Consider the following 14887-nt stretch of genomic DNA (forward strand, 5'->3'; position numbering starts at 1 on the left):
GTGTGCGATTGAAACGGATTTCCCGGACCACCCAGTCAAACTTTTCACTTGCCACGCCCCGGCTCATCGCCAAAGGTTCCTCCCATCAGCACCACGTCGTAGACTGCGAAACAAGTTGTAAAGCCTCTCCCACGGACGGAACCGCGCATGATTCATATCGGCAGCCGCAACAACGCCCCCACGCCGCAGCACAAAACCCAGGACATCTACATCTTCAGCATCGACCTGTCCCGCCCGGCGACGCCGTTCTGTTTCGAGCAATCGATTGGCGGCGGGCATGTCGAGCAGGGCGGTGCGCGGTGGTTGGCACTGGATGAGCTGGATGGCTGGCCCGGTGAATGGCGTGAGCATTTGAAGAAGGCCGGATGTGCCTGGGTGGGCGAGTTGCTGGACGCGCGTTCGGGGGAGAGTCAGGCTGATCTGGTCTCGCTGATTCTCCAGCGGTACGCCGAGCCGGCGCAGCCGACCGGGCGTTTTCAGGCGATTGGGCGCTGGTTCAAGCGCCACTTCTATATTGGCGGCCGGTACGGCGTCTGACCCGAGGAAACCTCCATGACTCAGACTCTGGAACGCGCCATCGCGATTGCCGCCACAGCCCATGCGGGGCAGGTGGACAAGGGCGGTGCGCCGTATATTTTGCATCCGCTGAAGGTCATGTTGCGCATGAGCAGCCTGGAAGAGCGCATCGTCGCGGTGCTGCACGATGTGGTCGAGGACTGCGGCATCAGCCTGGATGATTTGCGCAAGGAAGGTTTCAGCGAAGCCGTTTTGTCCGCCATCGAATCGGTGACCAAAGTGCCCGGCGAATCCTACGAGGACTTCGTCGAGCGCGCGGCGCAGAACCCGATCGGTCGGGTGGTGAAACTGGCGGATCTGGAAGAAAACAGCGACCTGTCGCGGATCGCCTCGCCGAGTTGGGAGGATCTGGAGCGGATCGAAAAATACCGGCGGGCGATTGGACGGTTGCGCGCCTGACTTAACTGAAAAGCACTTTGAATAGCCAGGAAGGCGACCATGAAATCCATTCTGTGTTTGTTGATTGCTGCCGGCTTCGGCGCGCTGTTGCAGTTCGAAGGAGTGCCCCACGGTTTGCTGTTGGGCTCGATTCTCGTGACGGCACTGGTCGTCACCAAATTCAAATTCGCGCCAGCGACGCCCTATGGCCTGGGCTACATCCAGGTCACGCTGGGTATCGCCACCGGGTTGATGTTTGAAGCGTGGGACAGCGCGACGGTCTCGACGATGTTGCCGAGCCTCGGCGTGTTGCTGCTGTGCCTGGCAGTGCAAGTGGCGCTGGCCGCCTGGTGGCTGTCGCGCGGGGCAGGGTGGAATCGCACGGATGCGTTGCTGGCGGTGTATCCGGGGGCGTTGGCGGCGGTGTTTGATTTGCTGGAATCGCACCAGGCTTCAAGCAAGGTGATCATCGTGCACTTGATGCGGCTACTGCTGATCACGGTGCTGGTGAGTTTGCTGATTCCCGGAACGGCACCGGCTGCGGTGGCCGAGGTCGAGCCGTTGTCGACGGGCATGGCGTTGACCGTGCTGTCGGTGATCGGGTTGAGCGTGGTAGTCGGGCGGTTGCTGCTGGCCGTTGGCGTGCCGGCGCCGTTCATGTTGACGGCAATAATCATCACCGCCGTGTTCGTGAAATCAGGATGGCTGCAGGGCTTCCACATGCCGGACTGGAGTCTGAATCTGGCGGCGCTGATTCTGGGTGTGCGAATCGGCTCACGATTCCAGGGCTTGGGCCTCGCGGAACTGGGACGTCATGGCCGCACGGCACTGGTGTCGGTCGGTTTGATGATTCTGATCGCGGCGATTTTTGCATTGGCGGCGGCACGGTTGCTGGGCAGCGATGCGTTGTCGCTGTGGCTGGCCTACATGCCGGGGGCAATCGAAACCATCGCGATTGTGGCGTTCGCCGGCGGGCTGAATGTGGTGTTTATCCTCACTCACCATCTGGCGCGAATGGTGGTGCTGCACTTCGCGCCGGCGTTGTTGGTGCAAGTACGGCGGGTGAGGGAAGGGGCGTAATCCAAGTGGTGCTGACTTTTACGGATAATCAGTGCCACCGTTTGGATAGCGACATCTGCAAATTCGTCGAGCGGTTAGATCGACCCCTTTGAAAAAGCCATATTTCTGAAAGGCCAAAATCGAATAGTTCGAACAGCTAGGTTCGAATCTACATGCCGATCTCAGCCTTTCAGGCGCCATTTTCTGATAGCAACGGATTGCCAATATGGCGACGGGAACCATCATGCAGGCTTGCGTAGGGAAATGACGTAGTACTCGGTCAGTACGTTTTTCTTACCGAGCAGCGCATCGAAGCACCCCGGTTTGACAGAAACCCCAATAGTGTCGATTCGGTAGAACTCCCAACCGTCTTCTGCGTGGGAGTTCACTACGTTCTGAAGATAGACTGCGGCTTCATTCCCACGGTGCTCTTTGGCACGAACTTCAATGTTTGGCGGGACTTGAACCATTTTATATACGTACATCCTTGCTCATCCTTTCCAGCGCTGCATTCCGAATGAATGACAGAACCGAACGTTTATACTTAATTTGATATCTCTTGGCCATCATTCGCTGGGCATTGCTGGATCGGTCGTGAACTACACTCCCAGATTACCCCGCCCCACAAGCAACCCCGCCGCGTCGGAGGTCATCATGTTCCGCCATACTCTGTTCATCGCAGCGTGCCTGTGCGCCACACAGGCCAGCGCTGAATCTGTCGTCCCGCTCAAGGGCCAGACCTCTCAACAAACCCAGATCGACATCAACGACTGCCATTCCATCGCGTCCACCTCAACCACGTCGGCACCACAAGCCGGCGGTCGGTTGAAGGGCGCCGCAGTGGGTGCCGCTGCCGGCGCTACTGCCGCCGAAGTGCGCGGCCGTCAGCACGACGAGTTTTACGAAGCCGTGGACGATGACCGCAAGCAGGATTACCGCCAGAACCGCGCCAAAGAGACGGCTGCCGCCGGTGCGGTAGTCGGCGGTGCGCGGCAGCGGCAGGATCGGCGCGAGCAGCGGCGGACCGATGCTTCAGCCAGTTCAAGCGCCTACACCGGTTGCCTGCAAGGGCGGGGTTATCAGGTCACGCCCTGAGGTTTTCCCGGTGCGCGACGAGCAGGTGCATCATCACGCCGCTGTAGAGCGTCACCAGAATGAACAAGCCCATGCGCACCGCGAAGGCGGTGTAGACATCTTTGCCCGCTGCACTGTCCTCCACCGACTGGCCGAGCAGGATGATCATGGTGATCAGGGTGTTGAGCCAGAACCCCGGTGTCAGTTGCGTCGGGTGCAGCCGATAGAGTTTGCGCGCCACGAACAGCCCGAACAGCAGCATCCACAGAAAGAACATCCACAGGTGCACGAACAGACTCAACGCACACCAGAACAGCACCGCCAGCAGTCCGCCCAATAAGGTCGAGCCGAGCAGTTCGCGTCCGGCGTGATGGGTGCGGGTGGTGGTGCTTTGCTGGCCGAGGCTGACGGCTTTGAGGATGATCGGCAGGTAGCTGACCGGGTCGATCAGCACCAGCAGGAAGGTCGGCAACACGATCAATGTTGCGCGCATCGCTACGCGGGGCACGTCTTCGGCGGGCAGGCCGGGAGCGGGTGGTGGCGCGGGGCTGTTGGCCGATTCGGGGAACAGGACGTGGCTCAGGCCGACCATGACGACGGCCAGCAACAGGCCTTTGACCAGCGCGCCGATCACCGCCATCGCCAGCTCGAACGAGGCGAAACCGGCGGCGGAAATCATGGTCATGCCGATCACCAGGAACGTCATGATCAGCACGTTGCCGCCGCGCAAGCCGTAGGTGAACACCAGAAACAGACCGATACCGATCAGCAGCACACCGCACACCGGGTAATAACGCAGCAACGGCACCAGCAACAGCCCGAGACTGGTTGTGAATGCGGCGACCAACGTCAGTACCAGCGCCATTTTGACTGGCAACGGTCGAGGCATGCTGGCCAGCAGCAACACTGCGAGCACCGGCGACAAAAACGACAGCGGCAAGGCGAGGCCGTAACTGGCGGCGGTGCACAACGCCGTGCCGCAGGCCAGGCGCAAGGCCCGTTGCGCCGGGACACTGCGCTCAATAGGCATACGACAGCCAACTCATCAGCCAGACAAACATCCGGCCCAGCGGGTTGAGCAGATTGCCTTCGCTGGGAAACGCCATGACTTCCGCCTGCCCACCGGCGCGAATCGAACGGCTCTCGAACAGGCGCTTTTTCGCCTCTTCGCTGAACTCGATGATCACCGGAAAACGCTGGGCCGGACGCAGCCAGTCGCGGCTGTTCTGGATCGTCGGCAGGGTGCCGGGCGGTGGTGTCTGGCCGACGCTGACGCCATAACCGACGCTGCGCACCCGGCCGTCGAGCACTTCGCCGGGCAGGGCGTCGAGGATGATCGACACCGGCGTGCCGGGCTTGATCCGGCCAAGGTTGTTCTCGGTAAGGTCGGCGCTGACCCACACGTCCTGGATCGTGATCAGCGTCATCACCGGGCTGCCGGCAGCGGCGAACTGGCCGACATCGGTGCGCAGGTCGGTGATCAGGCCCGCCGAACGCGCGCGAATGCGGGTGTTGGCCAGATCCAGTTCGGCCTTGGCCAGCGTGGCGGCGGCGCTGAGCAGTTTGGCGTTGGTGTCGGTGTTGCCGCCTTCCTGCTCTTGGGCGCGCAGCACTTCGGCCTTGGCGGCGGCGACCTTGCTGACCGCCGCTTCGTGGTTGGCCCGGGAGACTTCCAGAAGCCTTACGGACACCGTGCCCGGATCTTCTTTATACAAACCTTCAAGCCGTCGATTGTCCTGGCGTGCCTTGAGTTCATTGGCTTGCGCGGCCCGCAACGACGCCTGGGCCGACGCGATGCCGGCGGTGCTGGCGCCGACCGTGCGCCGGGTGTTTTCCAGATCGGCGCGGGCCCGGTCGACGGCAATTTGCAGCGGCTGCGGATCAAGCTCGAAGAGGATGTCGCCAGCCTGCACGTCCTGATTGTTGCGCACGTTGACCTTGATCACCCGGCCCGCGACTTCCGTCGCCACCGGGATCACAAACGCGCCAACCCGCGCCTGTTGGGTGTAGGGCGTAAAGCGGTCGGCCAGCAGATACCAGACCAGGCTCAGCACAATCACCAGCAGCACCCAGCGGATGCCTTTTTTCGCCGGATCCGGCGGCGCTTCATCACTCATGGCGGTCTACCTGCGAGGGAATCGGATAAGTCGGTTGGGGCGGCGGGGCGCTCAGCAGATCGCCCCAATCGGTGCGCTGCTGCATCTGTTGCCGGGTCGCTGAATCAATCTGCGGCCCGGCGCTTTGCCAGCCGCCGCCCACGGCGCGGTAAAGCGCGATCAGGTTGCTCACGGCGTTGCTGCGGCTGACCAGATAGTTGTCCTGTAGCTCCAGCAACGCACGCTGGGCGTCGAGCACCCGCTGAAAATCCGAATAGCCTTCGCGATATTGAGTGTTGGCCAGCACCAGCGAACGCCGCGCTGCACCTTCGGCCTCGCCGAGAATGCGTTCGCGTTCCAGCGCTTTGGTCAGGCCGCTGGCGGCATCGTCGGCCTCGCGGGCAGCCTGGCGGACCTTGTCGCGATAGGCTTCGATCAGTTGCTGCAAGCGCGCATCCTGCACGCGAATGTTGTTGTGAATGCGGCCGTAGTCGAACAGGTTCCAGCGCAGGCTCGGGCCGCCGATCAGGTCGAGGCTGCGCGGGGTGGCGCCGAGGGTGTCGCTGGACCAGACGATGCTGCCGAGCAAGGTCAGCGAGGGGTACAGATCGGTTTCGGCCACGCCGACCAGCGCCGATTGCGCGGCCACGTTCAGCTCCGCCGCGCGCACATCGGGACGGCGCAGCAGCAGGTTGGCCGGGACGTCCTGCAACACGGCGCGATCCACCAGTGGAATCAGCCCCGGTTGTTCGGCCAGAAACGCCGCACCACCGGGTGGCTGGCCGACCAGCACCGCCAGCGCATTGCGGGTGCGCAGCAATTGGTCTTCGAACGCCGGAATGCTGCTCAGGGTGCCGAGGTACTGGGTTCTGGCCTGTTGCAGGTCGAGTTCGGCGGTCTGGCCGCTGCGAAAGAGTTTTTCGGTGATCTCGAAATTGCGTTTTTGCTGGGCGGCGTTTTCCCGTGCGACTCGCAGCCGGGCTTCGGTGGTGCGCAGGGCAAAGTAGGTGTCGGCCACTTGAGCGCGCAGCAGCACGAGGGCGTCTTCGTAGTTGGCCTGGGCGGCGAAGTAGCTGGCGTCGGCGGATTCGATGGCGCGGCTGAAACGGCCCCAGAAATCCAGCTCCCAGCCGACATCGAACGCAGCGCTGTGCTGCCAGAAGTGCAAGTCCTGCGGATTGCTGCCGCCGGACTGATGGCGGTCGATGTACAGGCTGTCGGCGCTGGCCTGTTGCAGTTGCGGGTAGCGACCGCTGTCGGCGATGCCCAGTTGCGCGCGGGCTTCGAGCACCCGCAGGCCGGCGATCTTCAGGCTGCTGTTGCGGGCTTCGGCGTCGCTGATCAAGCGGTCGAGCACCGGATCGGAAAATACCTGCCACCACTGGCGCAGGTCCGGCAGCGTGCCGCGTTCGCTGGCCTGCTCCAGTGCCGGACTTTGCCATTGCTTGCTCCAGTCCTCCGCCGGCGGCTGGAAATCCGGGCCCAGCCGCAGGCAGCCGCCAAGGCTCAGCACACCGAGCAGCAGCAGGTGGCCGGGACGGATCAGCAGGGCTGGCGTTGCAGGCATACCGGGAGGCCCCAGCGGGAAATGTCACTGGAGCATAGACCGCAGATTGCGGGTTGATCGAAGCAATCAGCTGCTACGCTTTTTCAGGCGAACTCCCCTGAACCGCCCCCGACGAAAAGGTAGGAAGCCATGGACACTGCTCAAGAACCGCTTGCCCCCACCAGCGCCAGCTGGCGTTTCAAGGTCGGCGTGGCAATCATCTGCCTGATGCTCGGTTCGTGGCTGATGGTGCCGATTGCCGCCGCCCTCGATGTGCCGGGCTCGAAAGTCGCGGCGCTCACCGGGGTGTTGTTCATCAGCAATAAAGTGCTGTTGCTGCTGGTGATCGCGGTGATGGGCAAGGCCGGGTTCGCCGAACTCAAGCGCACGATCGGCCACTATATTTCCGGCGTGATTCCGACCCCGGTGGCCGAAGTCAGCCCGATGCGCCACAAGATCGGCGTGGTGATGTTCTGCCTGCCGCTACTGTCGTCCTTCCTGGAACCGTATTTCGACAACTTCTTCCCTGGCGTGCGGCCCAACCTCTGGCAGATGCAGGCGCTGGGCGACTTGATGTTCGTCGGCAGCTTTTTCGTGCTGGGCGGCAATTTCTGGGACAAGGTACATGCGCTGTTCGTGCGCAAGGCGCGGGTGGTGGTGGAATAAAAAAACAGGGGGCCAGGCCCCCTGTTTTTTGAGGTGGGCGGCTATTTCAGGTGGGCGGCGAAGCCTTCGCTGCCCGGCGCAATATCGTCCTTCAAGGTCAACGCCGGAATCTCGTAATCCCCGGCATTCTGCCGCCGAAATCCGATCGGCCGCGTACTCCACAACTCATCCAGCCGCGCGCCCAGTTCTTCGCACGTCTGGGCAAACCGCGCTTCATCCATCTTCCCGGTGCGATACACCACGAACGGCGGCAGCACCTCGAAGCCGGGGTAATACAGAATCCCGTGATGAATCGGGAACAGCAGGTCATCGATCGGGCCGTTGATTCCGCGCGGGCTGTAGTGCGATTCCCAACCGCCGGCGGTCACCATCAGCATCGCTCGCTTGCCTTTCAAGGTGCCTTCGCCATAACGGTCGCCCCAACGAGAATCCGAATGCTCGCCGACACCGTAGGCAAATCCGTAGGCGTACACGCGCTCGACCCAGCCTTTGAGAATCGCCGGCATGGAAAACCACCACAGCGGAAACTGCAGGATCAGGGTGTCGGCCCACAGCAGTTTGGCCTGCTCGGCGGTGATGTCGGCGGCTTGCCGGCCTTGCTCGAAGGCGAGTTTCGAATCGAGGGACGCGTCGAACGGGCGAGTGCTGTCGCGGCCGGGACTGTCGTCGGCGTCGAGGCTGGCTTTCCAGTTCATCGCGTAGAGATCGGAAACCTGCACGGTGTGGCCGGCGGCTTCCAGGCGCTGGACGGTGTAGTCCTTGAGCGCGCCGTTGAGCGATTGCGGTTCGGGGTGGGCGTAGACCAGTAGCACATTCATGGTGAGGCTCCGTTGCTGAGTGACAGCAGGATCGGCGCCCGGCAGGTATATTGGAAATGAATGTCTGATATGTCTGGTATAGCCATGAATAATTTGAGACGGCTGGATATCAACCTGCTGCTGACCCTCGATGTGCTGCTGTCCGAGCACAACGTCACCCGCGCCGCGCAACGGCTGCATCTGTCGCAGCCATCGGTGAGCGTGCATCTGGCCCGCTTACGGGAGATTTTTGGCGATCCGCTCTTGCTGCCGGGCCCTCGTGGCATGCGCCCGACGGCGCGGGCCGATGAATTGCGCGAACCGTTGCGCGAGGCGCTGGAAGCGTTGGAGCGGGCGGTGGCGCCGGCCAGTCCGTTCGACCCGGCGCAGGCGACCCACACCTGGAAAGTCGCGGCCTCGGACTATGGCGAATCGACCATTCTGCTGCCGGCCCTCGGTGGGCTGCGCAGTCAGGCGCCGGGCACGCGGCTGGCGGTGCTGGACTTGTCGCCTCGGCAATTGGTCAAGCAGGCGGAGCAGGGCGTGATCGACCTGGCGCTGCACACCAGCGAGGACGCACCGCTGGAACTGCACCGGCGTGCGCTGTTCACCGAACGCTACGTGCTGGCCGGTCGCGCCGGGCACCCGAAACTGCAACGCAAGCCGACCCGCGCACAGTTCTGCGAGCTGGAGCATGTGCTGGTGTCGCCGGAAGGCGGAGGTTTTTTCGGGGTGACGGACAAGGTGCTGGCGGAGGTGGGGCTTACGCGAAACGTAGTGCTGTCGGTGCCGCACTTTCTGTTGCTGATGTCGGTGCTGGCCAGCACCGATCTGGTGGCGATGCTGCCGTCAAGGCTGGCGCGCGGCAATCCCGCGCTGCAAGTGGTCGAGCCGCCGCTGCAAGTGCCGGGCTACGAAATGGCCATGCTCTGGGCCGAGCGTTCACACCGCGACCCGGCGCACAAATGGTTTCGCGAGCATCTGGCGGCGTCGGTCTGATCAGGCGTGCCCGAGCGCGATGGCAAACGATACGACGACCATGCAGGCAAAAGCGAAATTGAGGTTCATGGGGTGTTCATCCTGGTCCTTTTGAAAGTGGGGCCATTCTGCCGGGGGCGGGTCAAAAGAAAAAATTCGGCTTCGTGATTCCAATGATCGAAGCCATTGATACCGGCGTTGTGTTTGCCGGTTTGCTTGGCTAAGCTCGCGCAAACCTGCAATTAAAAGCACAAACAGGCAAAACCATGCACGATCATTCCGCTTCCGAGCTTCCTTCCCTGCGCCGGCAGAAAATCCTTCTGATTCTCGAACGTGACGGTAAGGTCATGGCGTCCGAGTTGAGCCAGCATTTTGCGGTGTCGGAAGACACCATCCGCCGCGATCTGGCCGAACTGGACAACGCCGGGCTGGTGCAGCGGGTGCACGGCGGCGCGTTGCCGAGGCCCAAAGACACCGGCAAGGATTACTTCACCCGGCTGGACGAGATCGACGAGGTGAAGATTCGTCTGGCGCAATTGGCAGCGCAGCAGGTGCGGAACGGGCAGACGGTGATGTTCGACTCCGGTTCCACCTCGTTGCAGGTGGCGCGGTCGTTGCCCAGGGATATCAACCTTACGGCAGTCACGGCATCGCCGATGACGGCGATCGCGTTGTCCGAATATCCGGGCATCAAGGTGATTCTGGCGGGCGGGCAGCTGAATCCGAAAACCATGTCGGCTGGTGGTCACGAGGCGCTGCGGCTGCTGTCGGGGATCAAGGCGGATCTGGCGATCACCGGGGTCTGTGCGATTCATCCGGAGGTGGGTATCACCTCGCTGCATTTCGATGAAGTGCCGGTCAAGCAGGCGCTGCTCGACTGTGCGGCGCGGGTGATTGCCGTGACCACGGCGGACAAGCTCGGCGCGGTGGAACCGTTTGTGGTGGCGCCGTGCGAGCGCCTGCACACGCTGATCACCGAACGGCATGTGGCGTCGGGGAGTGTCGAGGATTATCGGCGGTTGGGAATTGAGGTGGAGCAGTTGCCTGACTGAGGTTTTGCGGCAAAAAGAGGCCCCATCACTGGCGATGGGGCCCGTTCGATCAGCGCAGTTTTTCCAGCATCTGGTAGTACCACATACCGGCCGCTAGCATCGGATTCCCCAGCAGATCGCCCATCGGCACGCGAATGTGCGAGCACGCGGCGAACGTGTCGAACTGCTGCATCTGCCCGGTAATCGCCCGGCTCATGATCTCGCCCATGATGTGGGTCGTGGCGATGCCGTGGCCGGAGTAGCCCTGGCAATACCAGACGTTGTCCGAGAGCTTGCCCAGTTGCGGAATGCGGTTGATGACGATGCCCATCGCGCAGCTCCACTGGTAATCGATCTTCACCCCTTTGAGCGCCGGGAAAGTCTGTTCGATGCACGGCCGCAGTTCGCCGGCGATGTCCCGTGAGTCCTTGCCGCTGTAGTTGGCGCCGCCGCCGAACAGCAGGCGACCGTCTGCGGTGAGGCGGTAGTAATCGAGGACGAAGCGGCAGTCGTAAACGGCGAGGTCTTCGGGGTTGATCTGCTTGGCCAGATCCCCCAGCGGTTCGGTGGTGACGATGCCGCCCATGGCCGGGAAAATCTTGCCCTTGAGCTGAGCCGGCTCGAGCTTGTGGTAGACGTCGCCGGCCAGCAGCACCTGATTGGCGTCGATCCGGCCGTGGGCGGTGCGCACGCCGGGGCTGTCGCCGTGAATGATCTCCAGCACTTCGCTGTTTTCGAAGATCAGCGCGCCGAGGCTTTCCGCCGCCCGCGCTTCGCCGATGCACAGGTTGAGTGGGTGCAGGTGCATGTTGCGGGTGTTCTTGATTGCGCCGTGATAGAGCTCGCTTTGCAGCAGATCGCGCACCTGGCTGCGGTCGAGCAGGCGGACTTCATCACCCATGCCGCGGCGCACGGCTTCGTCGTAATCGCTGCGCAAACCGGCCATGTGGCTCGGCTTATAAGCGGCGTGCAAATGGCCGTGCTTGAGGTCGCAATCGATGGCGTATTTCTCGACCCGCTGCTTGATGATTTCGTGGCCGCGCCAGCGAAGGTGCCAGATGAAATCGTCGACCTCATCGCCCAAGGTGTTGCGCATCTGTTTGCGCATCGCACCGTCGCCGGACAGGCTGCCGGTGACCTGACCGCCATTGCGCCCGGTGGCGCCCCAGCCGATCTTGTGGCTCTCGACGATGGCGACTTTCAGGCCTTTTTCGGCCAGCTCGACGGCTGTGGCGACGCCGGTGAAACCTCCGCCGATGATCACCACATCAACCTTGTGCCGACTTTCCAGGGTCGGGTAGTCGGTGTCGCGGTTGAGGGTTGCGGTGTAGTAGGAATTGCTGCGTTCAGTCATTTCAGTGTCCAGATTCGGGAGTCGGTGCACGAACCCTGTGGGAGCGGGCTTGCTCGCGAAAGCGATGTGTCAGTCACCTGAAGTGTTGAATGTGACGACGCCTTCGCGGGCAAGCCCGCTCCCACAAGGGGGCGGAGTGATCAATCAGGCTTCGGTCAGGTACCAGCGCCAGTCCTGCTCGCCCACTTCGGCCATGAACTGCCGGTATTCCGCGCGTTTCACCGCCAGATACACCCCAAGAAATTCCTGTCCCAGCGCATCCCGCGCCCACACCGAATTTTCCAGCGCGGTCAGCGAGGTCAGCCAGTCGGTCGGCAGCAATTCTTTCGCCTGCGCGTAACCGTTGCCTTCCACCGGCTCGCCCGGATCGATGTCGTCTTTTATCCCGCGATGAATGCCGGCGAGGATCGCCGCCGCTGCCAGATACGGGTTGGCATCGGCGCCGCAGATGCGGTGTTCAATGTGCCGGGTGTTGGCCGGGCCGCCGGGCACGCGCAGGCTGACGGTGCGGTTGTCGACGCCCCAGGTCGGCGCCAGCGGCGCGTAGCTGTTGGCCTGGAAACGCCGGTAGGAGTTGGCGTTCGGGCAGAACAGCAGCAGCGAATCGAGCAGGGAAGCGAGCATCCCGCCAATCGCCGTGCGCAGCAGCGGGGTGCCCGCTGGATCTTCGGAGGCAAAAAGATTGCGTCCCTCGGCATCGGCGAGGCTGACGTGCATGTGCATGCCGGTGCCGGCCAGGTGATCGAACGGCTTGGCCATGAACGTCGCCTGCATGCCGTGCTTGTGCGCCACCGCTTTGACCAGCCGTTTGTAGCGCACAGCCTGGTCCATCGCCTCCAGCGCATCGCCGTGTTCGAGGGTGATTTCCACCTGGCCCGGTGCGTATTCCGAGATCGCCGTGCGTGCCGGAATGCCGTGCAGTTTGCAGGCGTTGTAGAGGTCGGCGAGGAACGGTTCGATCTGCTCCAGCTCACGCAAACCGTAGACCTGCGTGTGTCTCGGTCGACCGCCGTCGGCATCCAGTGCCGGTTGCGGGCGACCGTTGTGATCGCGTTTGGCGTCGAGCAGATAGAACTCCAGCTCGCAGGCCATCACCGGGTGGTAACCCTCGGCTTTCAAGCGGTCGATGATCTTGATCAACAGGTGGCGCGGGTCGGCGATGCTCGCCGGCATGCCTTGTTCCGGATGCATGCTGACCTGCACCGCCGCGGTCGGAATCTGCCGCCACGGCAGGCGCACCAGACTGCCTTCCAGCGGGTAGGCGCGGCAGTCGATGTCGCCGACGTCCCAGACCAGACCGGAGTTTTCCACGTCCTCGCCGTGCACGGTCAGGCCGAGAATGGTGCTCGGCAGCGGGCGGCCGCTTTCGTACACGGCGAGCAGTTCTTCGCGGTGCAACAGCTTGCCGCGCGGCACGCCGTTGGCGTCGAGGATGAACAGCTCGATCATGTCGATGTCGGGGTTCTGCTCGAGAAAGCTACGGGCGTCTTCAATGGCTGCGAATTTCATAATCAATCACTCACGATGGCGCCGCACAGGCGCGCAGATTCGGGCCGGACGCAGCTCGGCAAAAGGCGCGGGCGTCCTGGCAGGGATATCGAAAAAAGAGGGGGAGCTGTCGCGGTTTTTAACGGCGCGATCAGACGGGCAGGCAGATATCCGGCGGGCGTGCGGAGTGACGCAGCTTGGAACGGCTCAAGGCCATGGGGAGATTGACGATGCGATTCATGCGCGGCCCCTGTGAAGGAGGGCGCACAGTGCAGAGACGTTCAACGATTCTGATTGTTGTAGTGACGTGCTCATGACGCGTGTTTCCGTTGGCGGAAAACGTCGGCGGTGGGAGAGTCCCGCCATGCCGGTGTGGCTGGATAGTAAGGGGGAATCCCCGGATAAGTAAACGCCTGATTCCGCGAGCGGTGGCGTGCCCCCCGGTTCAGCGCAGCAGGTAAAACCCCAGCCCGACGAGGGCGCAAACGATCAACACCTCGATCACGCCGCGCTTGAAAAAGAACAGGGCGAGGGCGGCCACCAACGCCAGCAGGATCGAGAAAGCATCGGGCTGACCGGCAAAACCGTCGGGCCAGAACACGTGGTAAGCAAAGAAACACGCCAGATTGAGGATCACCCCGACCACCGCTGCCGTGATCGCGGTCAGTGGCGCAGTGAATTTCAGTTCGTTGTGCGTCGACTCCACTAATGGCCCGCCAGCTAGGATGAACAGGAACGAGGGCAGGAAGGTGAACCAGGTCACCAGCGTCGCGGCCAATGCACCGGCGGCGAATGCGTGTTCCGGGCCGAATGTCGGTTGCACGTAAGCGCCGACAAACCCGACAAACGCCACCACCATGATCAACGGCCCCGGCGTGGTCTCGCCCAAGGCCAGGCCGTCGATCATCTGCGTCGGCGTCAGCCAGCCGTAATGCCCGACCGCGCCTTGATACACGTAAGGCAGCACAGCGTAAGCGCCGCCGAAGGTGAGCAGCGCCGCTTTAGTGAAGAACCAGCCCATCTGCGTAAAAGTGCCGCCCCAGCCGAACAGCGCCGTCAGCAGCGCCATCGGCAGACACCACAGCAACGCACCGATCAGCACCAGGCGCAGCAGCCTCGGCAGGCTGAACCGCGCATGCTCGGGTGGCGGGGTGTCGTCATCGATCAGGGCCGGGCCGAAGGACTTTTCGCTGTCGCGATGACCGCCGTTGCTGAACCGCTGCGGCGCCCAGCGTCCGCCGAAATAGCCGATCAATGCCGCGCCGAGCACGATCAGCGGGAACGGTACGTTGAAGGCAAAGATCGCCACGAACGCAGCCCCGGCGATTGCCCACAGCCAGCTGTTTTTCAAGGCTCGCGAACCGATGCGATGGGCCGCGTGCAGCACAATCGCGGTCACGGCCGGTTTGATTCCGTAAAACACCCCGGCCACCGCAGGCACGTCGCCGAACGCGATGTACACCCAGGACAAAGCGATCAGGATCAGCAGCGAAGGCAACACAAACAGTGCACCGGCCAGCACGCCGCCACGGGTGCGGTGCAGCAGCCAGCCGATGTAGGTCGCCAGCTGCTGGGCCTCGGGGCCGGGCAGCAACATGCAGTAGTTGAGCGCATGCAGGAAGCGCCGCTCGGAAATCCAGCGCCGGCGCTCCACCAGTTCCTGATGCATGATCGCGATCTGCCCGGCGGGGCCGCCGAAACCGATGCAGCCGAGTTTGAGCCAGAAGGGCCAGGCCTGGCGCAGGGTGATGGGTTGAGGACGGGGCAAGTCTTTTGGCGTTTGGCTCAAGTGTGGCTCCACGTTCGATCGGCGGGAGCTGCTATCTAATCAGGCTTTTGTCGCA

At 62.7% G+C, this 14887-nt stretch carries 16 protein-coding genes; 7 read left to right on the forward strand and 9 right to left on the reverse strand.

The genetic code is table 11. The features are described from left to right. The first annotated feature begins 147 nt into the window (after nt 1-147). From K5E37_RS02560 to K5E37_RS02570, 3 genes are read left to right on the forward strand one after another with little or no spacing between them, the layout of a single operon-like run. Entirely contained in the window at nt 148-537 is a 390-nt protein-coding gene (locus K5E37_RS02560; protein WP_085607500.1) for a hypothetical protein, read from the forward strand. Nucleotides 538-552: 15 nt separating this feature from the next. After that, a complete protein-coding gene (locus tag K5E37_RS02565) occupies nt 553-975 on the forward strand; it encodes an HD domain-containing protein (protein ID WP_085607498.1) in 423 nt (140 codons plus the stop codon). A 39-nt stretch (nt 976-1014) separates the two neighbouring features. Further along, entirely contained in the window at nt 1015-2034 is a 1020-nt protein-coding gene (locus tag K5E37_RS02570; protein WP_221533044.1) for an AbrB family transcriptional regulator, read from the forward strand. 18 nt (nt 2035-2052) lie between these two features. On the opposite strand, the gene yidD is transcribed toward K5E37_RS02570, so the two are convergent. Then, on the reverse strand, nt 2053-2259 hold the full coding sequence (yidD, locus tag K5E37_RS02575; protein WP_221533045.1) for a membrane protein insertion efficiency factor YidD: 207 nt from the start codon (nt 2257-2259) through the stop codon (nt 2053-2055). Next, a complete protein-coding gene (locus tag K5E37_RS02580; protein ID WP_085607494.1) occupies nt 2256-2498 on the reverse strand; it encodes a DUF4177 domain-containing protein in 243 nt (80 codons plus the stop codon). The genes yidD and K5E37_RS02580 overlap by 4 nt, the downstream gene beginning before the upstream one ends. 169 nt (nt 2499-2667) lie before the next feature. Here K5E37_RS02580 and K5E37_RS02585 point away from each other — a divergent pair, with 169 nt between their 5' ends. Next, on the forward strand, nt 2668-3108 hold the full coding sequence (locus K5E37_RS02585; RefSeq protein ID WP_221533046.1) for a YMGG-like glycine zipper-containing protein: 441 nt from the start codon (nt 2668-2670) through the stop codon (nt 3106-3108). Here K5E37_RS02585 and K5E37_RS02590 read toward each other — a convergent pair. The 3 genes from K5E37_RS02590 to K5E37_RS02600 are packed head-to-tail and all read right to left on the reverse strand — an operon-like array spanning nt 3098 to nt 6750. Then, nucleotides 3098-4117 (reverse strand): DUF2955 domain-containing protein, encoded by a 1020-nt coding sequence (locus tag K5E37_RS02590; RefSeq protein WP_221533047.1) that lies wholly within the window; start codon nt 4115-4117, stop codon nt 3098-3100. The genes K5E37_RS02585 and K5E37_RS02590 overlap by 11 nt on opposite strands. Next, on the reverse strand, nt 4107-5204 hold the full coding sequence (locus tag K5E37_RS02595) for an HlyD family secretion protein (protein ID WP_221533048.1): 1098 nt from the start codon (nt 5202-5204) through the stop codon (nt 4107-4109). The genes K5E37_RS02590 and K5E37_RS02595 overlap by 11 nt, the downstream gene beginning before the upstream one ends. After that, on the reverse strand, nt 5197-6750 hold the full coding sequence (locus K5E37_RS02600; RefSeq protein WP_085607487.1) for an efflux transporter outer membrane subunit: 1554 nt from the start codon (nt 6748-6750) through the stop codon (nt 5197-5199). The genes K5E37_RS02595 and K5E37_RS02600 overlap by 8 nt, the downstream gene beginning before the upstream one ends. Nucleotides 6751-6879: 129 nt before the next feature. Between K5E37_RS02600 and K5E37_RS02605 the strand changes: the two genes are divergently transcribed. Beyond that, nucleotides 6880-7395 carry a transporter suffix domain-containing protein gene (locus K5E37_RS02605; protein ID WP_007957055.1) on the forward strand — a complete coding sequence of 172 codons (516 nt, stop codon included), beginning with the start codon at nt 6880-6882 and terminating at the stop codon, nt 7393-7395. Between the two features lie 41 nt (nt 7396-7436). Here the strand turns inward: K5E37_RS02605 and K5E37_RS02610 are convergent, their stop codons facing one another. Beyond that, nucleotides 7437-8213 (reverse strand): NAD(P)H-dependent oxidoreductase, encoded by a 777-nt coding sequence (locus K5E37_RS02610; RefSeq protein WP_221533049.1) that lies wholly within the window; start codon nt 8211-8213, stop codon nt 7437-7439. Nucleotides 8214-8297: 84 nt separating this feature from the next. On the opposite strand from K5E37_RS02610, the gene K5E37_RS02615 reads away from it, so the two are divergent. Together K5E37_RS02615 and K5E37_RS02620 are read left to right on the forward strand one after the other, a co-directional pair. Further along, nucleotides 8298-9191 (forward strand): LysR family transcriptional regulator, encoded by an 894-nt coding sequence (locus K5E37_RS02615; RefSeq protein WP_221533050.1) that lies wholly within the window; start codon nt 8298-8300, stop codon nt 9189-9191. Between the two features lie 245 nt (nt 9192-9436). Continuing rightward, the gene (locus K5E37_RS02620) at nt 9437-10222 is read left to right on the forward strand and encodes a DeoR/GlpR family DNA-binding transcription regulator (protein ID WP_221533051.1); all 786 of its coding nucleotides are present in this window, start codon (nt 9437-9439) and stop codon (nt 10220-10222) included. 49 nt (nt 10223-10271) lie between these two features. On the opposite strand, the gene K5E37_RS02625 is transcribed toward K5E37_RS02620, so the two are convergent. The 3 genes from K5E37_RS02625 to chrA form a co-directional block, all read right to left on the reverse strand. After that, nucleotides 10272-11555, reverse strand: coding sequence for an FAD-binding oxidoreductase (locus K5E37_RS02625; protein ID WP_221533052.1), 1284 nt, complete (start codon nt 11553-11555; stop codon nt 10272-10274). Between the two features lie 144 nt (nt 11556-11699). Further along, nucleotides 11700-13064: a glutamine synthetase family protein gene (locus K5E37_RS02630; RefSeq protein ID WP_221533053.1), complete on the reverse strand. Its 1365-nt coding sequence runs from the start codon at nt 13062-13064 to the stop codon at nt 11700-11702. 424 nt (nt 13065-13488) lie between these two features. After that, nucleotides 13489-14832, reverse strand: a complete 1344-nt coding sequence (chrA, locus tag K5E37_RS02635; protein WP_221533054.1) for a chromate efflux transporter — start codon at nt 14830-14832, stop codon at nt 13489-13491. Between the last annotated feature and the right edge of the window lie 55 nt (nt 14833-14887).

Origin of the sequence: Pseudomonas sp. RIT778 (assembly GCF_019718735.1) — a bacterium.
In the GTDB taxonomy this organism is placed as follows: Bacteria; Pseudomonadota; Gammaproteobacteria; order Pseudomonadales; family Pseudomonadaceae; genus Aquipseudomonas; species Aquipseudomonas aphyarum.